This is a genomic window from Citrobacter sp. ANG330 (assembly GCF_047467925.1).
GTDB lineage: Bacteria > Pseudomonadota > Gammaproteobacteria > Enterobacterales > Enterobacteriaceae > Citrobacter_A > Citrobacter_A amalonaticus_G.
Map to the genome: position 1 here is coordinate 465,301 of NZ_JASJUI010000002.1, position 16,707 is coordinate 482,007.

Sequence of the window (16,707 nt, forward strand, 5' to 3'; positions counted from 1 at the left end):
GAACTCATGTCCTGCGATTTTGTTTTTTGGTGAAACGGTAAAACAAGTTAGGTTCACTCACAATATACAAATTACCTACGTCATCAAGAGCAATCCCTTCTGCCTGGGGAATATCCTCTGCCAATCCTGCCCATCCGGCATTCAGATACAGGCGATCGGTCACCCGCCCTTCACTGTTTATTTCCAGTACTTTTCCTGATACATCAGACAGTACCAGAAGGGAGGCCGTTGAGGAGTGGTAATGCAACCCTGACACATCCCTGACGGACGATGTGGCAGACGTTTGTAACGTCGAGACACTGTTTTCCTCGCTCTGAACGTCCACCCGGCTTATTATTACCGGCTTTTTCTCTTTTGCCGCAAATAGCACCTGGTTCTCTTTATCCCAGGCAAGCCCTTCCAGACCTTTATTGCCGGGTCGGGTATAGCCTTTTAGCGACATATACGAAAGAAGTTGGTAAGTTCCTTTTAGTATGTCTATGTTTAACAACCAGGCACTCCCCTCTTTCTCACTGCCTACCAGGAAGAGGTTATCTCCTATCCACTCCACCGCTTCCAGGTCCGTAATATCAGGTATGGACAGACTGCCAGTCCGCTCACCTTCGGGTGTAAGCCAGACCACTTGCGGCGGTTTATTAACCACAGAAAAAAGCAGTCTGTGTTTATCTGACCAGGTCAGCCCCGACAAATTATCCTTAACGCCTTTAACCTCTTTTCCTTCGATGTCTGCCACATATGCACGTAAATTCAGTGCTGAAGGCGTGTCGTGATATCTTTCATATAACCGGTATAGGTACAGAATATCTTCTCTTATATAAAGAAAAGCAGAAAAAACAAGCGCAATAAAGATTGTTGCGCGCATGAAATATATGACAGGAATTTTCATATCAAAAAATAGTTATAGTCACAAAAATGGCATAAGCAATAGACAAAACTGCAAGTTCACACAGGACAAAGAATTATTACGAACACCTATCAGGAAATAACACATGCGTAACCCGGACATAAGAAATCAATATATGCCCAGATTACACACAATCAGGTAATCGGAATGGCGGAGAAGCTTTGTTCCCTACACCTTATTTAATCGCCTTCAGGAAATCGGTTAAAGCGCTATCGTCAGACAAACACTCGAATTTTAAAACGTGTCAGCGTAATAATACGTTAGTCTCGCACCATTTATAATGACGTTATTGATAATCCACGGTATAGATCACCTTACCATTAGCGCTACCGGCGGTAATATCGCCAGTGCGGATATAGCGGGCATAAATGGGGACGCGAAAGGCTGAGCTACCCAATCCGATGGTGCCACTCCACCCCGTAGTCAGGTCAACTATCCCAGCAACATTCGTGGAAGCGGAAAGCTGGATACCAACACCAGTCGCATTATCTCCGTTGCTGCTATCAAGTGCGATAATCCCTTGCGTGGCGTCAATCAAGCCAGTTGATGAAGTGAATCGAACTCCCCAGACATTACTGCTGTTTGCCTTGCTATCTGAAGATGATATGAAAACATTGCCATCAGAATCATTTTCAAACATGAAATTGTACTCCCCCCCTGAACCGTAGAACGCGTCATCGCAAACCATGTTCAGACTGCTGTCCACCCAACTACTCGCGTCGCCTACATTCGCAAAACTATTTTTATCCCAGGTTCCTAATTGCACAACCTTGTCTGTCTCTGTGGCGTGGCAGGTAGGTTTATTTACAGAGATAATTCCTGAAAAATTAACACTGAAAACGTCAATTTTGCTGATCGTACCGTCATCGATTCGAAGATGATATTTCAGGACAGGTAGTTGCGAGCCGTCAATAGTGCCATAAGACAGTGGTCCTGTTTTGATCAGTCTATAATAAACGAAATTCATACCTGTCATTGATGCGCTAGTGGTACCACTGCCGATAGGGATAACCCTCTCCATCGGCGCAACATTATTTTCATTGCCAATCTCCACAACGACAAGCCCCACACCATCAAGTCCCGTATTGTAGATTTTACCACTGTACATCCCAATATCACCCGCCCATAATCCCAAAGGAGCGCTTTCGTACTCGTAGACTTCCACTATACCATTTGCCACCATGGGCGAAGTACAGGATACCCTTGCATTCAGATAGGGAATAATTTCACCAGAATACAAGGGAGTTCCAGTCGCTTCAGAGGAACCCGTTAGCCGAGTGATACTGAAAGGTGCGGTCAAGGCTACTGGCTGAATTAGAGGAGTATTCCCGTTTACTGTCCCATTTCCGCTTTCCAGAGAACAAGTCGCCTGAGCATTTTCAGGTGTGAGCATTCCACTCAGTAATATGAGTCCCATCAGGCCGGTCAGTTTAAAATTCGTCATTCCATTCTTTATCTTTTCTTTCATCTTTTTATCCCTCACTGACCGCACACTGCACGAAATTCCTGTAGAGTCGTACTTCGCGCTTTCTCATTGACCGGACTCAGACTGTAAGGCACCCGGCATTGCTGATCATTGTTGCGTCCCCACCGGATACTCAATGTTCCACTATCTTCCTCAACACGCGCGTATATCTGCCCTCCTTGCCCCACGTAACCTACAACGTTGTTTTTATCGTCACGGGCTTCAGCACCGAACGGTACGGGTTCGCCTCGCTGTGTCGCTGTTATCAGTAGTGGGCGACCACGCCGGGCGCTATAACTTAACTTCACAATCGCCAGATCCTTCGGCGCCACCTTCTGGGCTGTATTTTCCAGTTCCACTCCATCCGCAGTCCCGGCAAGATCAATCGCCACTTCATTCAACTGATACGGATTGAGATAGGGCACTACCGCGAAGCCAAACCGGTCAATATAGATGCCAGAATGTCCACTGACCTTAGCGCCTTCAGCCCCTTTCGCTTCAACTAAAGCAAAGGTGTCACCCTGATACGGACTCAACGTCACTCCTCCACCGTGCCCAATCAATGTTCCACTTAGCCCAGCCGACGCTGTTGTGTAGTGCTTACCTGCACTCAGGCTACCGGTCAATGTCGTCACTGGCGTGCGATATTGTCCATTCGCTGCCATACTGTTTCCTCTTCCGCTATCAGCCGTTGTTGCCGTCAGACCGTAGCTCATCTGACTCTCTCGTCCGGCACTGCCACTGACCCCTGCCTGCCATGCATTACGCCCATCGCTGTTATTCGTGTAGTTCATACGCCCTGTTGGCGCCCCCGATTGGTTGCCCAATGGCATACTCAGCGTCAGCATGATGGTATCTTGCTTTTTCCCAATTTGATCGTAACTTCGGGCTCCACTGATACCGTACGTCACGCGATTCCATGTGTTGTTGTAGCCCAACTGATACTGTTTGTCGGTACCCGACGCATTCCAGTAGTTCTGTATTGATGCACTGATATACAGTTGTCCCCAGCCAGCCAGTCCTTGACTGGCCGTCAGCGTGTAACGACTTTTCGTCCGACGTATAGTGTTGTTGTCATACCCTCTCTCCATGATGTCTCGTGTTTGCATTGCTGTCAGATAATCCATGTAGTGTTCTGTGGAGAAGCGGTATGCCGCCAGGGAGAAATTGCTTTGTGTCTCGGTAATATTCTTGCTGTAACTCAGCCGATAGCTTTCTCCATTAAGCGTACTGCCATCCTGCGAACGGTTACCCAGTTCGGTACGGGCGTGGGTTACGTCAAAACTGAATGCCCCCACAGGCGTAGCGAACCCACTCCCGACTTGTCCGGCCAGATAATGTTCGCTCCCCTGTACGCCCCCATAGACAGTGAAGCGGTTGGTTAGCCCGTATTGCCATGTCCCCTGTACGAGCATTGGGTCATCTCGTAGTGAGGGCACATTAAGCTCGCCGCCAACCAGTTCATAGCGAGACTGCCCTGGGCGAAGTAACTGTGTTACTGATGAGAATGGCACTTTAAAATTCTGCTCCGTTCCGTCAGCCTCGCGTACAACGACATCCAAATCGCCGCCATATCCTGTTGGATACAAATCATCGATCACAAATTCACCGGGGCTAACCGTCGTCTCATATAGCACGGCCCCATTTTGTCGCACCGTTACTTTTGCGTTTGTTCGTGCGATTCCACGGATTTCCGGCGCATAGCCACGACGTGACATGGGTTCCATTCGATCATCGCTTTCCAACATAAGTCCGGTGAACGGCAGCGTGTCGAAAAGTCGCCCTGAGGTATTCGTTCGGCCACCAAGAATCCGTCCTTTGATCTGCGGAATGTCGCGTTGAATGTAGGTGTTGATGTCCTGGTAGTCGCTACCGGTATCGTCATTCCATGTCCAGTTGCCGGTATGACGGAAATACCAGCCGCCGAGGTTAATTCCTCCGTTTAGCGAACTGTACATACTGCGATAGCTGGTTTTATATCCGTCGCTGTTATAAGCATTAAAGTTATAGCCGAGCAGTGCCGCCGGAACTCCGCTGTCCCATGCCGAGGGAGGGACTGCGCCTCGTGGCATTCGGTCAACATACATCTGCGGTACGCTTAGCTGAAGAGACTGATCGCTGCTGTCAAAAAAGGCTTGAGCCTGAGGAATGAGTGCTTTTAAATCAACACACTGTGCACTCATTACATTTTCCGATAATTTCAGCGGCAACTGGGCCAGTAATGCTGGCGTCAGGCAGGGCTCCACACTTTTATCGGCGAGCTCGCGGAAAGTCACATTCTCCGTTGTCTGTATCTGGTCGTTAAGAAAGATACGAGTGCGAAACGTCCCTGGAGTAGCGGAGCCTCCACGTGCAAAACGTTCTAGATCCAGCGGGGCATCACTGCCCATGGAAAGAAAGGATGGATCGAACTGTACCTCTTCTTCTTGCGTAGCTTGTGCTGCAACAGGCAGGCTAACCGTCATTGCGATAGCAAGTGACAAAAGGGTGCGTTTCCCCGGATACACAAATCCCTGCATGGTAACCTCAGGTTGGTCATCTGATACGTTTTAGTTAAATTGATGTGCCAGACCCTTCCGGCACATGACCGTTGCAGCACACTCCGCACTGCATTGTCCGTTATTTCACGATGTACTCCTGCTCACGGGAGGCACCGTAGTCATCTATCCAGGTAGCGATAATCGTGTTTCCTGGTGTGGCGCGAATATTGCTATAAGTCCTGTGATCCATAGGCGATACCATTCCCGCCTCTATTTTTTTCCCACCGAGAGTGATGCTGGTTAAAGAGAAGTAAAACGGTGTTGGGTTTTTTACCGTGAGACCATTGCTACCCTGTGTCCAGGTCAGTTGCTTCACCGTCTCTGCTGGGCTGGTTTTATTTACAGCCGCCGGACGGTAGAAAAATTTAATACGTGAACGCACAGCCAGTTGCAGGTAGTTATCCTGTGAGGAGATCTGCTTCTCTGGTTTTGCCGGAATTTCAAGAACATTGAGCCACCAGATTGACTCTCGATCCTGGCGCAGGGCTGAAGTATTCATAGCGCTAATGCGTAGCGACTGGCCTTTTCCAGCCTCTACCCGGTTAATCGGTGGGGTCAGTACAAAAGGGGTAACGATCCTGTCCGGCGTCGCTTTCGAATCGCCGGTATCTAGCCAGCTTTGAACCAGTACGGGACGTTTTCCCATGTTAGTTAGCTTCACGGTAATTTCACGTGAATCAGAAGGGTAGATAACCCGAGTTCCGTCTATTACTACTCCGGAATTTGCCGGCGCACTGAACAATGCAGCGACCAAAGAGAGTGCTGAGCCGGACCAGTATTTCGCAGAAAAATCCATATACACTCCGTGTAAAGCGGGGGAGCATTGCCCCCCCCGAAAGGTTGATGCTAAGGATTAATGTTCAGTTGCTTATCTCAGTAGGTCGGAATTATTGGTAATCCAGGTTGTAGGTAACCTGTGAGGTTACTGCTCCTGGTGTGACTGAGTTGCTTGCCTCGGCGTAGTACTCAACAAAGTAAGGAAGTGTTGCGGAGCCAGCAGAAATATCCACATAACCGATAGCAGATGTACCTGTCTGGCTCTGATCACCTACATTGATCACGCTATCGTCAGAGCCGTCACGTAATTGCAGGCTTACATACTCCGCTCCAGTCAGGTCTGTGTTGAGTAAACGACCCGTTGCGCTGTCTACGGTATTACCCGGTTGGAAGAAGGCCTTAGCCGTATTGAGTGCAGTGCCAGTACAACCGCTCAAAGCCATGTTGAAACGCGTTTTCCCGTTATCATCGCCAGCAGTTTGTAATGAAGAAGCAGACACCGTTGGCAGGGTTACAGTTGCGTCAGCGCCACCGCCTTCAATACTGACATTACAGGTACTATCCGTAATGGCTCCGTTGAACGTGATTGTGCCAGTATCAGCAGCCAGGGCACTGGTAGACAGCAGTGCAGAGGAAACCAGCGTAGTTAGCAACAGACGATTCAGTTTCATATTTTAAAACTCCATTTATTAATAAAAATCACCCGCTGGTAATATCCTGCAGGTATTTCACCATCCATCGTCATCAGAATACCATTGACAATATCTTGTTATATTTTAACAAAATAATTATCAGTCATTTTTATATTCCAACGACAGTGAATGAATACAGCTCGCCCGTCAAAAAGACCAGCGAATATATCCTTTGATTATTTAACTCAGTGACTGGCGAGTAAATTTGACATTAACAACAGGTCGCGACATATCAATACTCCGACGGAATTGCATTGTGTTAGCCCATACTCCTGCAACATTTTACGCTTTATTCGGTAGATTGACTTTGTAGTTAATCCTGGGGGTCTTGTTATTTCATGCACTGATCCCCCATAGCTTAGCTGAGTGAATATATCCACTGCACGTAGTGATGTTATTTTACGTCGCACAGGAATACTTTCTGCGTTATCAAGTATATTGATAAGTTCCTTTTTTCTCATTTTTTTGGATAATAAACAGGGAAAAGAATAACGTGTTCCCCAATGTGTTAAAGGGATGTCAACGAGGACAATCATTTTGGTTGATAGCAATGTCGGTATTTTAAGAAAGCAACTGCGAAGATGGTTGTTATCAACTGTAACAACAACAATATCATTTGCAGCTGGTTGTATTCCTGCCCATTGTTTATTCAAATCGATAAAAGCTAATTCTTGATATCGCTCTTCAGTTATCAGCTCAAGTGATTTAAGAAAGAAAACATCATCAGAAATAAACCAGTACTTCATTGGCCACCTCATCATCCATTTAATGATGCACTAAAAAATTAATTAGACTTCCATTTGACTTGTGGCCATCTTACCGGACTTTTTTTTATAATGTTTAATCGTTTTGGACCTGCCATTTCATTTCTTTTAATAGGCTTTAGCTATCAACTTAAATTAATTTCGCAACAATTACTACAGTTAATATTGCTAACATATTCAGTGAATTGAATATCACTGTTGTTGCTTTATTCACAATAACTCATTAATAAACAAAACAAAAACAAACAGAGACATACATAAACAGCATAAGATTACAATTAGTCAAGATAAAATGCTGTTAAGGGAAACATTTTCAACTGTTAAGATGGGGAGGAATCCTGGTGCCTGGATCATAATAATGTTAAACATCTATTAAATGAAATTCATTAAGTAGACGTTAGCATTTACATATAAAAATTCATTATTGATGAGAGAAATTTCTGAATAATTAAGTGATTATTCCTAATCATACCATCTGTAAAATGATATTTTCCCGGAGCATTAATCTTCGCTGCTGTCGAAGCCTAAGAATAATCACCCAAAAAAAACTTTTGATTACGTGATCCTGATCACCATTATTGTTAAGAGCATTAACATTACAAGGAATATTCTCAAAAAATAACTTTTACAGAATGAAGAATTTACTTGGCTTTTTTTTAATAAATGCATGACCCAGAATTTATGAGATTGTTTCGTGCCTCATAGATCAGACACTCTCATAAAAATCAGGAGATTGTTCTACACAAGCACAGTGGTGCCGTTTTGCATTAAAAACATTGCTACCTAATCAAAGATATCCTCGGCCTGCCCCTGACTTTCACAACATCTCACAGCGCAGACAAATAGAGATAAGATAAAGGGACCCCGACTCCTGTGGCTGTACAGCGATAAGGGGATGACCAAATCCAGGCGGAAAAGTGGTTATGACTGTGCGAACAGCTGCAGTTGACGAGCCAATATTTGGTGAAAAATCCTTGTGTATACAGTGTTTTTTCTTAATGGTTGGATTAAGAGATTTTTGACAGGAGTTAAAACCGTTATGAATTTCTGAGAAAAAATTTCTTCTTGCCCTGGCTTTTCGGCTTTTACGGTCAGGCCGGTTTTGAAGGATCTACACAGTTTAATTTCACCGTGTACATTTCCCCTACTTCCACCTTTATCGCTACATCACTCGTTGTGATGCCGAACTTTATAGCCCTCTTAAGCGGCGAGATAACTCGCTCTGCATCTGCCATCAGTCCCGCGTTCACGGCTTCAGCTTGTGCAATGGCTGATTTTGGAGGGAGTAGTAAGGAGAAACAATTGTTCAGTGGGCACATGACCGAAAACCAGGTTGTGACCTATGACAGAAGGGTTAAAATTTCACCAGGGATGGACATCCCGATGATGAAAAAGATGACTGATATCATTGGCTGTACGGGGAAATATACCCAGTGAATATACCACTGGTATACCAAAAGCCAAAAAAACAAAGGGGTTAGCTTTCGGTAACCCCTTGTTTAATCTGGCGGAAGCGCAGAGATTCGAACTCTGGAACCCTTTCGGGTCGCCGGTTTTCAAGACCGGTGCCTTCAACCGCTCGGCCACACTTCCGGAATGAGGCGCACTATAAACATCCCGATGCGCCGTGTAAAGCCCGAAAGTGTTCGTTTGCCTGAAAAACAGTCAAAATGCTATTAATTGCCTGAAATAACAACAGATTGACCATTTATTCAGCATAACAGTCATACTTTATCAGCCATTCACCGTCATCCACGATGAAACCTGATTTAGATCAAATGAGTAAAGATGGGTAAAAGCGCTGGGTGCACGCCTGTGTTTTCATTATCCTCCATCATTAATTACATCTGTCATAAGAGAGTGACTCATGGATCGTATTGTTAGTTCATCACATGACCGTACATCGCTACTCAGCACGCACAAAGTGCTGCGCAATACCTATTTCCTGTTGAGCCTGACGCTGGCATTTTCGGCGATCACGGCCACCGCCAGCACCGTGCTGATGCTGCCTTCTCCAGGTCTGATTCTGACACTGGTGGGTATGTACGGGCTGATGTTCCTGACCTATAAAACGGCAAACAAGCCAAGCGGTATTATTTCCGCGTTCGCCTTCACTGGCTTCCTGGGTTACATCCTTGGGCCGATTCTGAACGCTTACCTGTCCGCAGGCATGGGCGACGTGATCGGTATGGCTCTGGGCGGTACCGCGCTGGTCTTCTTCTGCTGCTCCGCCTATGTGCTGACGACCCGCAAGGATATGTCCTTCCTCGGCGGTATGCTGATGGCCGGTATTGTGGTCGTCCTGATTGGTATGGTTGCTAACATCTTCCTGCAACTGCCGGCGCTGCACCTGGCGATCAGCGCGGTGTTTATCCTGATTTCTTCAGGCGCAATCCTGTTTGAAACCAGCAACATCATTCGTGGCGGTGAGACTAACTACATTCGCGCAACGGTTAGCCTCTATGTTTCACTGTACAACATCTTTGTCAGCCTGCTCAGCATCCTGGGCTTCGCCAGCCGCGATTAAAAGCAACCAAACATCCCTCCCGGCCCCGCTTATGCGGGGCTAAGACGAATGACAAAGGAGGAAAAACGTGGTTTTTCCTCCTTTGTGGTTATCAGCCGAAAATCAATGAATTGATTTTCCAGGTTTTTAATGGGGTGACCTCTGCTTGTCCGGTATTGTAATAAGGTTTGTCATCCCTCCCGGCCCCGCTTATGCGGGGCTTTGTTTTTTGGTAAACTGCCGCCAGGTTGTCTAACGCAGTGAAGAATTATGTTGATCTTTGAAGGTAAAGAAATCGCTACCGACACCGACGGCTATCTGAAAGATAGCGCACAGTGGAGCGAAGCGATGGCGGTAGTCATTGCTGAAAAAGAAGGAATTACCCTCTCCCCGGAACACTGGGAAGTGGTGCGTTTTGTACGCGACTTTTATCTGGAGTTTAATACCTCGCCTGCGATTCGTATGCTGGTCAAAGCGATGGCGAATAAGTTTGGCGAGGAGAAAGGCAACAGCCGTTATCTGTATCGTCTGTTCCCGAAAGGTCCGGCTAAACAGGCCACCAAAATTGCTGGCCTGCCAAAACCGGTGAAGTGTATTTAATAGCGAATACTAAAGCCGGTAAACTCCTCACGAGGGCGGTGCGGCTCACTCAGGACTCTGTCTACCCGGGCAGAACGCGGGCCGCCGTCTTTGAGCCACTTCAGTAATTTATCGACCTGCTCCGCTTCGCCGCTGGCAACCACTTCCACGCTGCCATCATCCCTGTTCCTCGCATAGCCCGTTAAACCCAGGCGCCGCGCCTCATGCTGGGTGGTATAGCGAAATCCTACGCCCTGAACCCGGCCATAAACCCACGCGATAATGCAGACTCTCGACATTGTTATTCTCCTACACATCCTCGGGCGCGTTGCAAATCCGGGTAAAACTCAGGACAATGGCGCCCATTTCTTTGATTCGACAGAACCGTTAATTATGAGTGTACGTTTAGTGTTAGCCAAAGGGCGCGAAAAATCATTACTTCGCCGCCACCCATGGGTCTTTTCCGGTGCCGTTGCCCGCATGGAAGGTAAGGCCAGCCTCGGTGAAACCATCGACATTGTTGACCATCAGGGTAAATGGTTAGCCCGTGGCGCCTTTTCACCGGCGTCGCAAATCCGCGCACGCGTCTGGACTTTCGACAAGAACGAGTCTGTCGATATCGCCTTCTTCACCCGCCGTCTGCAACAGGCGCAACAATGGCGCGACTGGCTGGCGAAAAAAGACGGTCTGGACAGCTATCGTCTGATCGCAGGTGAATCCGACGGTTTGCCGGGCGTAACCATCGACCGCTTTGGCAATTTTCTGGTGCTGCAACTGCTCAGCGCCGGCGCGGAATATCAGCGTGCCGCATTGATTAGCGCGCTGCAAGCGCTCTACCCGGAATGTGCGATTTATGACCGTAGCGATGTCGCGGTGCGTAAAAAAGAGGGAATGGAGCTGACGCAAGGTCCGGTCACCGGTGAGCTCCCCCCTGCTCTGCTGCCCATTGAAGAGCACGGTATGAAGCTGCTGGTGGACATTCAGGGTGGCCATAAAACCGGTTATTACCTCGATCAGCGTGACAGTCGTCTGGCAACGCGCCGGTATGTCGAAAATCAGCGGGTGCTCAATTGTTTCTCCTACACCGGGGGTTTTGCCGTTTCTGCGCTGATGGGCGGTTGCCGTCAGGTGATCAGCGTCGATACCTCCCAGGAAGCGCTGGATATTGCGAAACAGAACATCGAACTGAACAAACTCGATCTCAGCAAAGCTGAATTTGTCCGCGACGACGTCTTTAAACTGTTACGCGCCTATCGCGATCGTGGTGAGACGTTTGATGTCATCGTGATGGATCCACCGAAGTTTGTCGAAAACAAAAGCCAGTTGATGGGCGCATGCCGGGGCTATAAAGATATCAACATGCTGGCGATCCAGTTGCTGAACCCAGGGGGCGTGCTGTTGACATTCTCTTGTTCCGGCCTGATGACAACAGATTTATTTCAGAAAATCATCGCCGATGCCGCAATAGATGCGGGTCGTGATGTACAATTTATAGAGCAGTTCCGTCAGGCCGCCGATCATCCGGTGATCGCTACCTACCCGGAAGGGCTGTATCTCAAAGGGTTTGCCTGTCGCGTCATGTAACTTGAAAAGTGGAATTTTACCCTCATATCGAGAGTAATGATTTCCCGGGAGGTGACTATGATTGCCAGCAAATTCGGTATCGGCCAGCAGGTCCGCCATTCCCTGTTAGGATATCTCGGAGTGGTCGTGGATATCGACCCGGTCTATTCGCTTGCAGACCCGTCACCTGATGAGTTGGCGGTCAACGACGAGCTTCGCGCTGCTCCGTGGTATCACGTGGTGATGGAAGATGATGACGGTCGTCCGGTGCATACCTATCTTGCGGAGGCGCAGCTTAGCAGCGAAACGCAAGACGAGCATCCGGAACAGCCTTCGATGGATGAGCTTGCTCAGACCATCCGTAGACAGTTGCAGGCGCCTCGTCTGCGCAACTGATCCTTGCTAAGGCCCGATGGCGTATTGCTTATCGGGCCTGTTTCTTTTCGGCCATCAGGCCCGTCGACTTACTTCGCCAACCCCAGCCGTGGGATCTCGATGGCAGGACAGCGATCCATCACGACTGTCATTCCCGCTTCGCGCGCCAACACCGCCGCCTGCTCATTGATCACACCCAACTGCATCCACAGCGTTTTCGCGCCAATTGCTATCGCTTCCTGGGCAACGCCCCATGCCGCTTCGGAATTGCGGAACACATCCACCATATCCACTTTTTCCGGTACGTCGGCCAGGGTCGCATAGCCCTGCTGACCTAACAGCGTCTTCCCGGCAACCTTGGGGGATACCGGAATGACGTGGTAGCCCTGATCGAGTAAATACTTCATCACGCGGTAGCTTGGACGGTCAGGTTTATCGCTTGCGCCAACCAGTGCAATGGTACGGGTCGAGGTCAAAATGCCAGCAATATCGGTCTCTTTCATCATCATTCTCCAGGCTGTTTTGCAAAGTGTACGACAATCCTGACAACCCAACCATGCGTCCCACCCGTAAGTATGAGAGCAAAACGCCAAAATATGTCTATATGTTAGTAAACATGATTATCGAAAAATTTTGATACATTCTTACCCGGCGGTCTTTGGACAGGAGAACCCTATGAAAACCGGCACAGTGACCCTGATGATTGCCCTCTGTTTGCCGGTCACGGTTTTTGCTACCACTCTCCGCCTTTCAACCGATATCGATCTACTGGTACTGGATGGTAAAAAAGTCTCCAGTTCACTTCTGCGTGGCGCGGACAGCATTGAACTCGACAATGGCCCACACCAGCTCGTTTTTCGGGTTGAGAAGACTATCCGTCTGTCCAGCCATGAAGAACAGCTCTACATTTCCCCGCCGCTGGTGATCAGTTTTAACACCCAGCGTGTGGACCAGGTTAATTTTCACCTTCCACGTCTGGAAAGCGACCGTGAAGCCAGCCACTTCGATGCCGCTCCGCGTCTGGAATTGCTGGATGGCGATGCAATGCCGATCCCCGTCCAACTGGATATTCTCGCCATTACCTCTAAAAGCAAAACCATGGATTTTGAGGCAGAAACGGAGCGCTACAATAAATCGGCAAAACGCGCCTCTTTACCTCAGTTTGCCACGATGATGGCCGACGACAGCACCCTGCTTTCGGGCGTTTCAGAACTCGATACCATCCCGCCGCAATCTCAGACGCTCACAGAACAGCGTCTGAAGTACTGGTTTCGCCAGGCGGATCCCCGGACACGCAGTACTTTTCTGCAGTGGGCGGAGAAACAACCCTCTTCCTGATGTCCTCGACGCGTCCGGCTTTTTTTTCGTCTTTCTCTTGCAGCATCAGACACATTCAGTACTCTGTAGCAAAACCCACAATGGAACTGAATGATGGAACTGACGACTCGCACTTTGCCGGCGCGTAAGCACATTGCGCTGGTTGCACACGATCACTGCAAAAAGATGTTGATGAGCTGGGTAGAACGCCACCAGCCGTTGCTGGAAAAACATGTGCTCTACGCCACCGGGACGACCGGAAATCTCATTCAGCGCGCGACGGGTATGGACGTTAACGCCATGCTGAGCGGCCCGATGGGCGGCGATCAGCAGGTCGGCGCATTGATTTCTGAAGGGAAAATTGATGTGCTGATTTTCTTCTGGGATCCGCTAAACGCCGTTCCGCACGACCCGGATGTGAAAGCGCTACTGCGTCTGGCGACCGTCTGGAATATCCCTGTCGCCACCAACGTCGCCACTGCGGATTTCATCATCCAGTCGCCGCACTTCAATGATGATGTTGACGTGCTGATCCCGGATTATGCGCGTTATCTGGCAGAACGCCTCAAGTAAATCGACCGTGTCTCAGGGTTTTCTCGCGACCGGTACGTCCAGGTCTTTGAGAACATCCACAAAGCGCGATGGATTATCTTTATTGTACAGGACCCAAACCCGATGGCGGGCGCGGGTCAACGCCACATAAAGCAAACGTCGCTCTTCGGCGTCAGGGTAATCTTCCACGACCGGCAGCAATGCCTCTTCCATTATGGATTCACGCGCTGGCGCCGGGAAACCGTCGCTACCTTCCTGTAAACCTACAATGATGACGTAATCTGCCTGTTGTCCCTTACTGGCGTGGATGGTCATGAAATCAAGCTGCAGCTTCGGCCAGCGGGTGGCCGCCTTTTCGAGACTGGCCGGTTTCAGATGGTGATAACGCGCTAACACCACAATACGTTCGTCAGTCTTTGCGTAACCCGACAGTTTATCGAGTAACGCATCCAGTTGTGTGTCGTCCAGCAGCGTGACGGCTTTTTTGTCGCCCGTCGTCAGGCTGTTAAGCGGTTTCTTCAGCTGATGCGGATTCTGCTGAATAAAGCGGTTAGCGATTTCGCCAATGCGGTTGTTGAAGCGGTAGGTAGTGTCGAGATCGCAACGGTCGCCTTCACCAAATGTCTGGTGGAACGTGGTCGTTAATGAAAGCTGCGCGCCGCTAAAACGATAAATGGCCTGCCAGTCATCGCCGACGGCAAACAGCGTGGTATGGCTGTTTTGCTTACGTAGTGCTGCCAGCAACGCCGCACGCTGCGGGGAGATATCCTGAAATTCATCCACCAGAATATGCTTCCACGGACTGACAAAACGCCCTTTTTCCAGAATCACAATGGCCTGATGAATCAGACCAGAAAAATCGACGGCGTTTTCCGCTTTCAGCGCACTTTTCCAGGCCTTCAGCAATGGCGCCATCAGCTTCACGCGCTTTCCAAACAGATCCCGAATCGCCTCCGGTGCGCTGGCGATCATCTCCGCCTGGGCTCCGCCATGCATGCGCATCAGGCTCACCCAGCGATCCAGACGCGAGGCCAGACGCCGCTGTAGTTTTTCATCGTCCCAGAAATTACCTTCCGTCACCGTCCACTGCATCTCCTCTTCCAGCCACTGTCGCCAGCCCTTCGCCTGCGCTTTTTTCTCGCTGCATTGCTGACGCCAGGTGCTGATGAACAATTTATTTCGCGCGGCGGTGTCATTTTCAAGCTTACTGATGGTCGGCACTTTTTTGCTGCCCTGCTGGATGATATGCAGCGCCAGGGCATGAAACGTCCGCGCCGTTATCTCTTCGGTATGCAACCGCTCGCGGATGCGCTCATCCATCTCCTGCGCCGCTTTGCGCCCAAAAGCCAGCAGCAGGATCTGTTCTGCAGCCGCTTCCCCCCGCGCCAGCAACCAACCCGCACGCGCCACCAGCACGGATGTTTTACCGCTACCCGCGCCAGCCAGCACCAGCAAAGAATGCTCGCCATTAACCACCGCTCTGGCCTGAGCCGGATTGAGCGGCGACGACTCCACCTGCTGGAAGAAACCGGCGTATTCCGTCAACATTGTTTCGGTATACGCCTGGTTATGCTTCAGGCGACAGGCTTCAATATCTTTCAGCCACGCCTGGCACTGTCGCAGCGCATCGCGACAGTTATCAAACTCTTCCAGCCGATTCACCGGCAGCGGCAACGCAGCAAACGCACGCAGGATCTGCTGCTGTAACCCTGTCGTCTGCTCGCGCGTCAGCCAGGCATTTTGCCCCGTACGGGCCGCAATCAAATCCAGTTGCTCTTGCAGGACACCGGCCGCCACGTCGCTCATTTCCTGGCTCCATTGCTGCCAGCGGGAATTCAGATGGTGATGGAAGCGCTGGGTTTCTGCCCATTCAGTACCATGTAGCCGCACCACTTTTTCGTTCGGCAGCACAAATTCCAGCTCGCCCCACACCAGCCCGCGCTTGCAGTGAATTGCCAGTAACTGATTGAAGGGAATGAGATACTCATGGCGATCGCCCGACACTTTAATGCCGGCATTAAGGATCACCGCCCGATCGTAAGGGTGTTGCGCCAGACGTTTTCCAAGAGACGTTGCTTTCAGTTCCATGACTTAGCCAATCCAGACAAAGCGTATTTCTTCTCAGTGTAACCGCCAGAGAATACGTGCTCCAGCCCAAAAAAACGTTACAATTGCCAGGAATCATAGAAAACCAGAATCAACCGAGGGTCTATGCGTACCGTTCTGAATATTTTGAATTTTGTGCTGGGGGGATTTGCCACCACGCTGTCCTGGTTCCTGGCAACGCTGGTGAGTATTGTGCTGATTTTCACTCTGCCCCTCACCCGGTCATGTTGGGAAATCACCAAATTGTCGCTGCTGCCTTACGGAAACGAAGCGGTTCATGTTGATGAACTGGATCCGGCAGGTAAAAACGTACTGTTGAATACGGGCGGGACGTTGCTGAATATTTTCTGGCTGATCTTCTTCGGCTGGTGGCTGTGTCTGATGCATATTGCCGCGGGCATCGCTCAGTGCATCACGATCATTGGCATTCCCGTTGGCATTGCAAACTTTAAGATTGCCGCAATTGCACTGTGGCCGGTGGGACGTCGCGTTGTCTCTGTAGAAGTTGCACGTGCGGCGCGTGAAGCCAACGCCCGTCGCCGTTTTGAGTCATCAGGACGCTAAGTC

Annotated in this window: 17 protein-coding genes, 1 tRNA gene and 1 pseudogene; 8 read left to right on the forward strand and 11 right to left on the reverse strand. The window is 49.4% G+C overall.

What is annotated here, in order from left to right:
- Nucleotides 1–4: 4 nt before the first annotated feature.
- The 7 genes from QNN88_RS07975 to QNN88_RS08005 all read right to left on the reverse strand — a co-directional run bounded on the left by QNN88_RS07975 (nt 5) and on the right by QNN88_RS08005 (nt 8,461).
- Entirely contained in the window at nt 5–862 is an 858-nt protein-coding gene (locus QNN88_RS07975) for an SdiA-regulated domain-containing protein (protein WP_414239733.1), read from the reverse strand.
- Between the two features lie 328 nt (nt 863–1,190).
- A complete protein-coding gene (locus QNN88_RS07980) occupies nt 1,191–2,372 on the reverse strand; it encodes a fimbrial protein (protein ID WP_414239734.1) in 1,182 nt (393 codons plus the stop codon).
- A gap of 11 nt (nt 2,373–2,383) precedes the next feature.
- A complete protein-coding gene (locus tag QNN88_RS07985) occupies nt 2,384–4,852 on the reverse strand; it encodes a fimbria/pilus outer membrane usher protein (RefSeq protein ID WP_414239735.1) in 2,469 nt (822 codons plus the stop codon).
- A gap of 136 nt (nt 4,853–4,988) precedes the next feature.
- Nucleotides 4,989–5,705: a molecular chaperone gene (locus tag QNN88_RS07990; protein WP_414239736.1), complete on the reverse strand. Its 717-nt coding sequence runs from the start codon at nt 5,703–5,705 to the stop codon at nt 4,989–4,991.
- A 91-nt stretch (nt 5,706–5,796) separates the two neighbouring features.
- Nucleotides 5,797–6,357, reverse strand: a complete 561-nt coding sequence (locus QNN88_RS07995) for a fimbrial protein (protein ID WP_414239737.1) — start codon at nt 6,355–6,357, stop codon at nt 5,797–5,799.
- Between the two features lie 206 nt (nt 6,358–6,563).
- The gene (locus tag QNN88_RS08000) at nt 6,564–7,124 is read right to left on the reverse strand and encodes a hypothetical protein (protein WP_414239738.1); all 561 of its coding nucleotides are present in this window, start codon (nt 7,122–7,124) and stop codon (nt 6,564–6,566) included.
- A gap of 1,109 nt (nt 7,125–8,233) precedes the next feature.
- Nucleotides 8,234–8,461, reverse strand: coding sequence for a tail fiber assembly protein (locus tag QNN88_RS08005; RefSeq protein ID WP_414239739.1), 228 nt, complete (start codon nt 8,459–8,461; stop codon nt 8,234–8,236).
- On the opposite strand from QNN88_RS08005, the pseudogene QNN88_RS08010 reads away from it, so the two are divergent.
- Nucleotides 8,415–8,579 (forward strand): annotated as a pseudogene (locus tag QNN88_RS08010) (hypothetical protein); the annotation flags it as partial. The gene QNN88_RS08005 and the pseudogene QNN88_RS08010 sit on opposite strands and share 47 nt — an antisense overlap.
- A gap of 68 nt (nt 8,580–8,647) precedes the next feature.
- Here the strand turns inward: QNN88_RS08010 and QNN88_RS08015 are convergent.
- Nucleotides 8,648–8,735, reverse strand: a tRNA-Ser gene (locus QNN88_RS08015).
- 274 nt (nt 8,736–9,009) lie between these two features.
- Here QNN88_RS08015 and yccA point away from each other — a divergent pair.
- Together yccA and tusE are read left to right on the forward strand one after the other, a co-directional pair.
- Nucleotides 9,010–9,669 (forward strand): FtsH protease modulator YccA, encoded by a 660-nt coding sequence (gene yccA, locus QNN88_RS08020; RefSeq protein ID WP_012905355.1) that lies wholly within the window; start codon nt 9,010–9,012, stop codon nt 9,667–9,669.
- Between the two features lie 249 nt (nt 9,670–9,918).
- Nucleotides 9,919–10,248 (forward strand): sulfurtransferase TusE, encoded by a 330-nt coding sequence (gene tusE / locus QNN88_RS08025; RefSeq protein WP_414239740.1) that lies wholly within the window; start codon nt 9,919–9,921, stop codon nt 10,246–10,248.
- On the opposite strand, the gene yccX is transcribed toward tusE, so the two are convergent.
- Nucleotides 10,245–10,526, reverse strand: coding sequence for an acylphosphatase (gene yccX, locus QNN88_RS08030; RefSeq protein WP_414239741.1), 282 nt, complete (start codon nt 10,524–10,526; stop codon nt 10,245–10,247). The two genes, tusE and yccX, sit on opposite strands and share 4 nt — an antisense overlap.
- A gap of 94 nt (nt 10,527–10,620) precedes the next feature.
- On the opposite strand from yccX, the gene rlmI reads away from it, so the two are divergent.
- Together rlmI and hspQ are read left to right on the forward strand one after the other, a co-directional pair.
- Nucleotides 10,621–11,811 (forward strand): 23S rRNA (cytosine(1962)-C(5))-methyltransferase RlmI, encoded by a 1,191-nt coding sequence (gene rlmI / locus QNN88_RS08035; protein WP_414239742.1) that lies wholly within the window; start codon nt 10,621–10,623, stop codon nt 11,809–11,811.
- A gap of 57 nt (nt 11,812–11,868) precedes the next feature.
- On the forward strand, nt 11,869–12,186 hold the full coding sequence (gene hspQ / locus QNN88_RS08040; protein ID WP_414239743.1) for a heat shock protein HspQ: 318 nt from the start codon (nt 11,869–11,871) through the stop codon (nt 12,184–12,186).
- A 68-nt stretch (nt 12,187–12,254) separates the two neighbouring features.
- On the opposite strand, the gene QNN88_RS08045 is transcribed toward hspQ, so the two are convergent.
- On the reverse strand, nt 12,255–12,668 hold the full coding sequence (locus QNN88_RS08045; protein ID WP_414239744.1) for a CoA-binding protein: 414 nt from the start codon (nt 12,666–12,668) through the stop codon (nt 12,255–12,257).
- Nucleotides 12,669–12,840: 172 nt separating this feature from the next.
- Between QNN88_RS08045 and QNN88_RS08050 the strand changes: the two genes are divergently transcribed.
- Both QNN88_RS08050 and mgsA read left to right on the forward strand, forming a co-directional pair.
- Nucleotides 12,841–13,503: a DUF2057 family protein gene (locus tag QNN88_RS08050; protein WP_414239745.1), complete on the forward strand. Its 663-nt coding sequence runs from the start codon at nt 12,841–12,843 to the stop codon at nt 13,501–13,503.
- Nucleotides 13,504–13,596: 93 nt separating this feature from the next.
- Nucleotides 13,597–14,055, forward strand: a complete 459-nt coding sequence (mgsA, locus tag QNN88_RS08055) for a methylglyoxal synthase (protein ID WP_414239810.1) — start codon at nt 13,597–13,599, stop codon at nt 14,053–14,055.
- Between the two features lie 12 nt (nt 14,056–14,067).
- Here the strand turns inward: mgsA and helD are convergent, their stop codons facing one another.
- Nucleotides 14,068–16,122 (reverse strand): DNA helicase IV, encoded by a 2,055-nt coding sequence (gene helD, locus QNN88_RS08060; RefSeq protein ID WP_414239746.1) that lies wholly within the window; start codon nt 16,120–16,122, stop codon nt 14,068–14,070.
- 123 nt (nt 16,123–16,245) lie between these two features.
- Here helD and QNN88_RS08065 point away from each other — a divergent pair, with 123 nt between their 5' ends.
- Nucleotides 16,246–16,704: a YccF domain-containing protein gene (locus QNN88_RS08065; RefSeq protein ID WP_414239747.1), complete on the forward strand. Its 459-nt coding sequence runs from the start codon at nt 16,246–16,248 to the stop codon at nt 16,702–16,704.
- Nucleotides 16,705–16,707 lie beyond the last annotated feature (3 nt).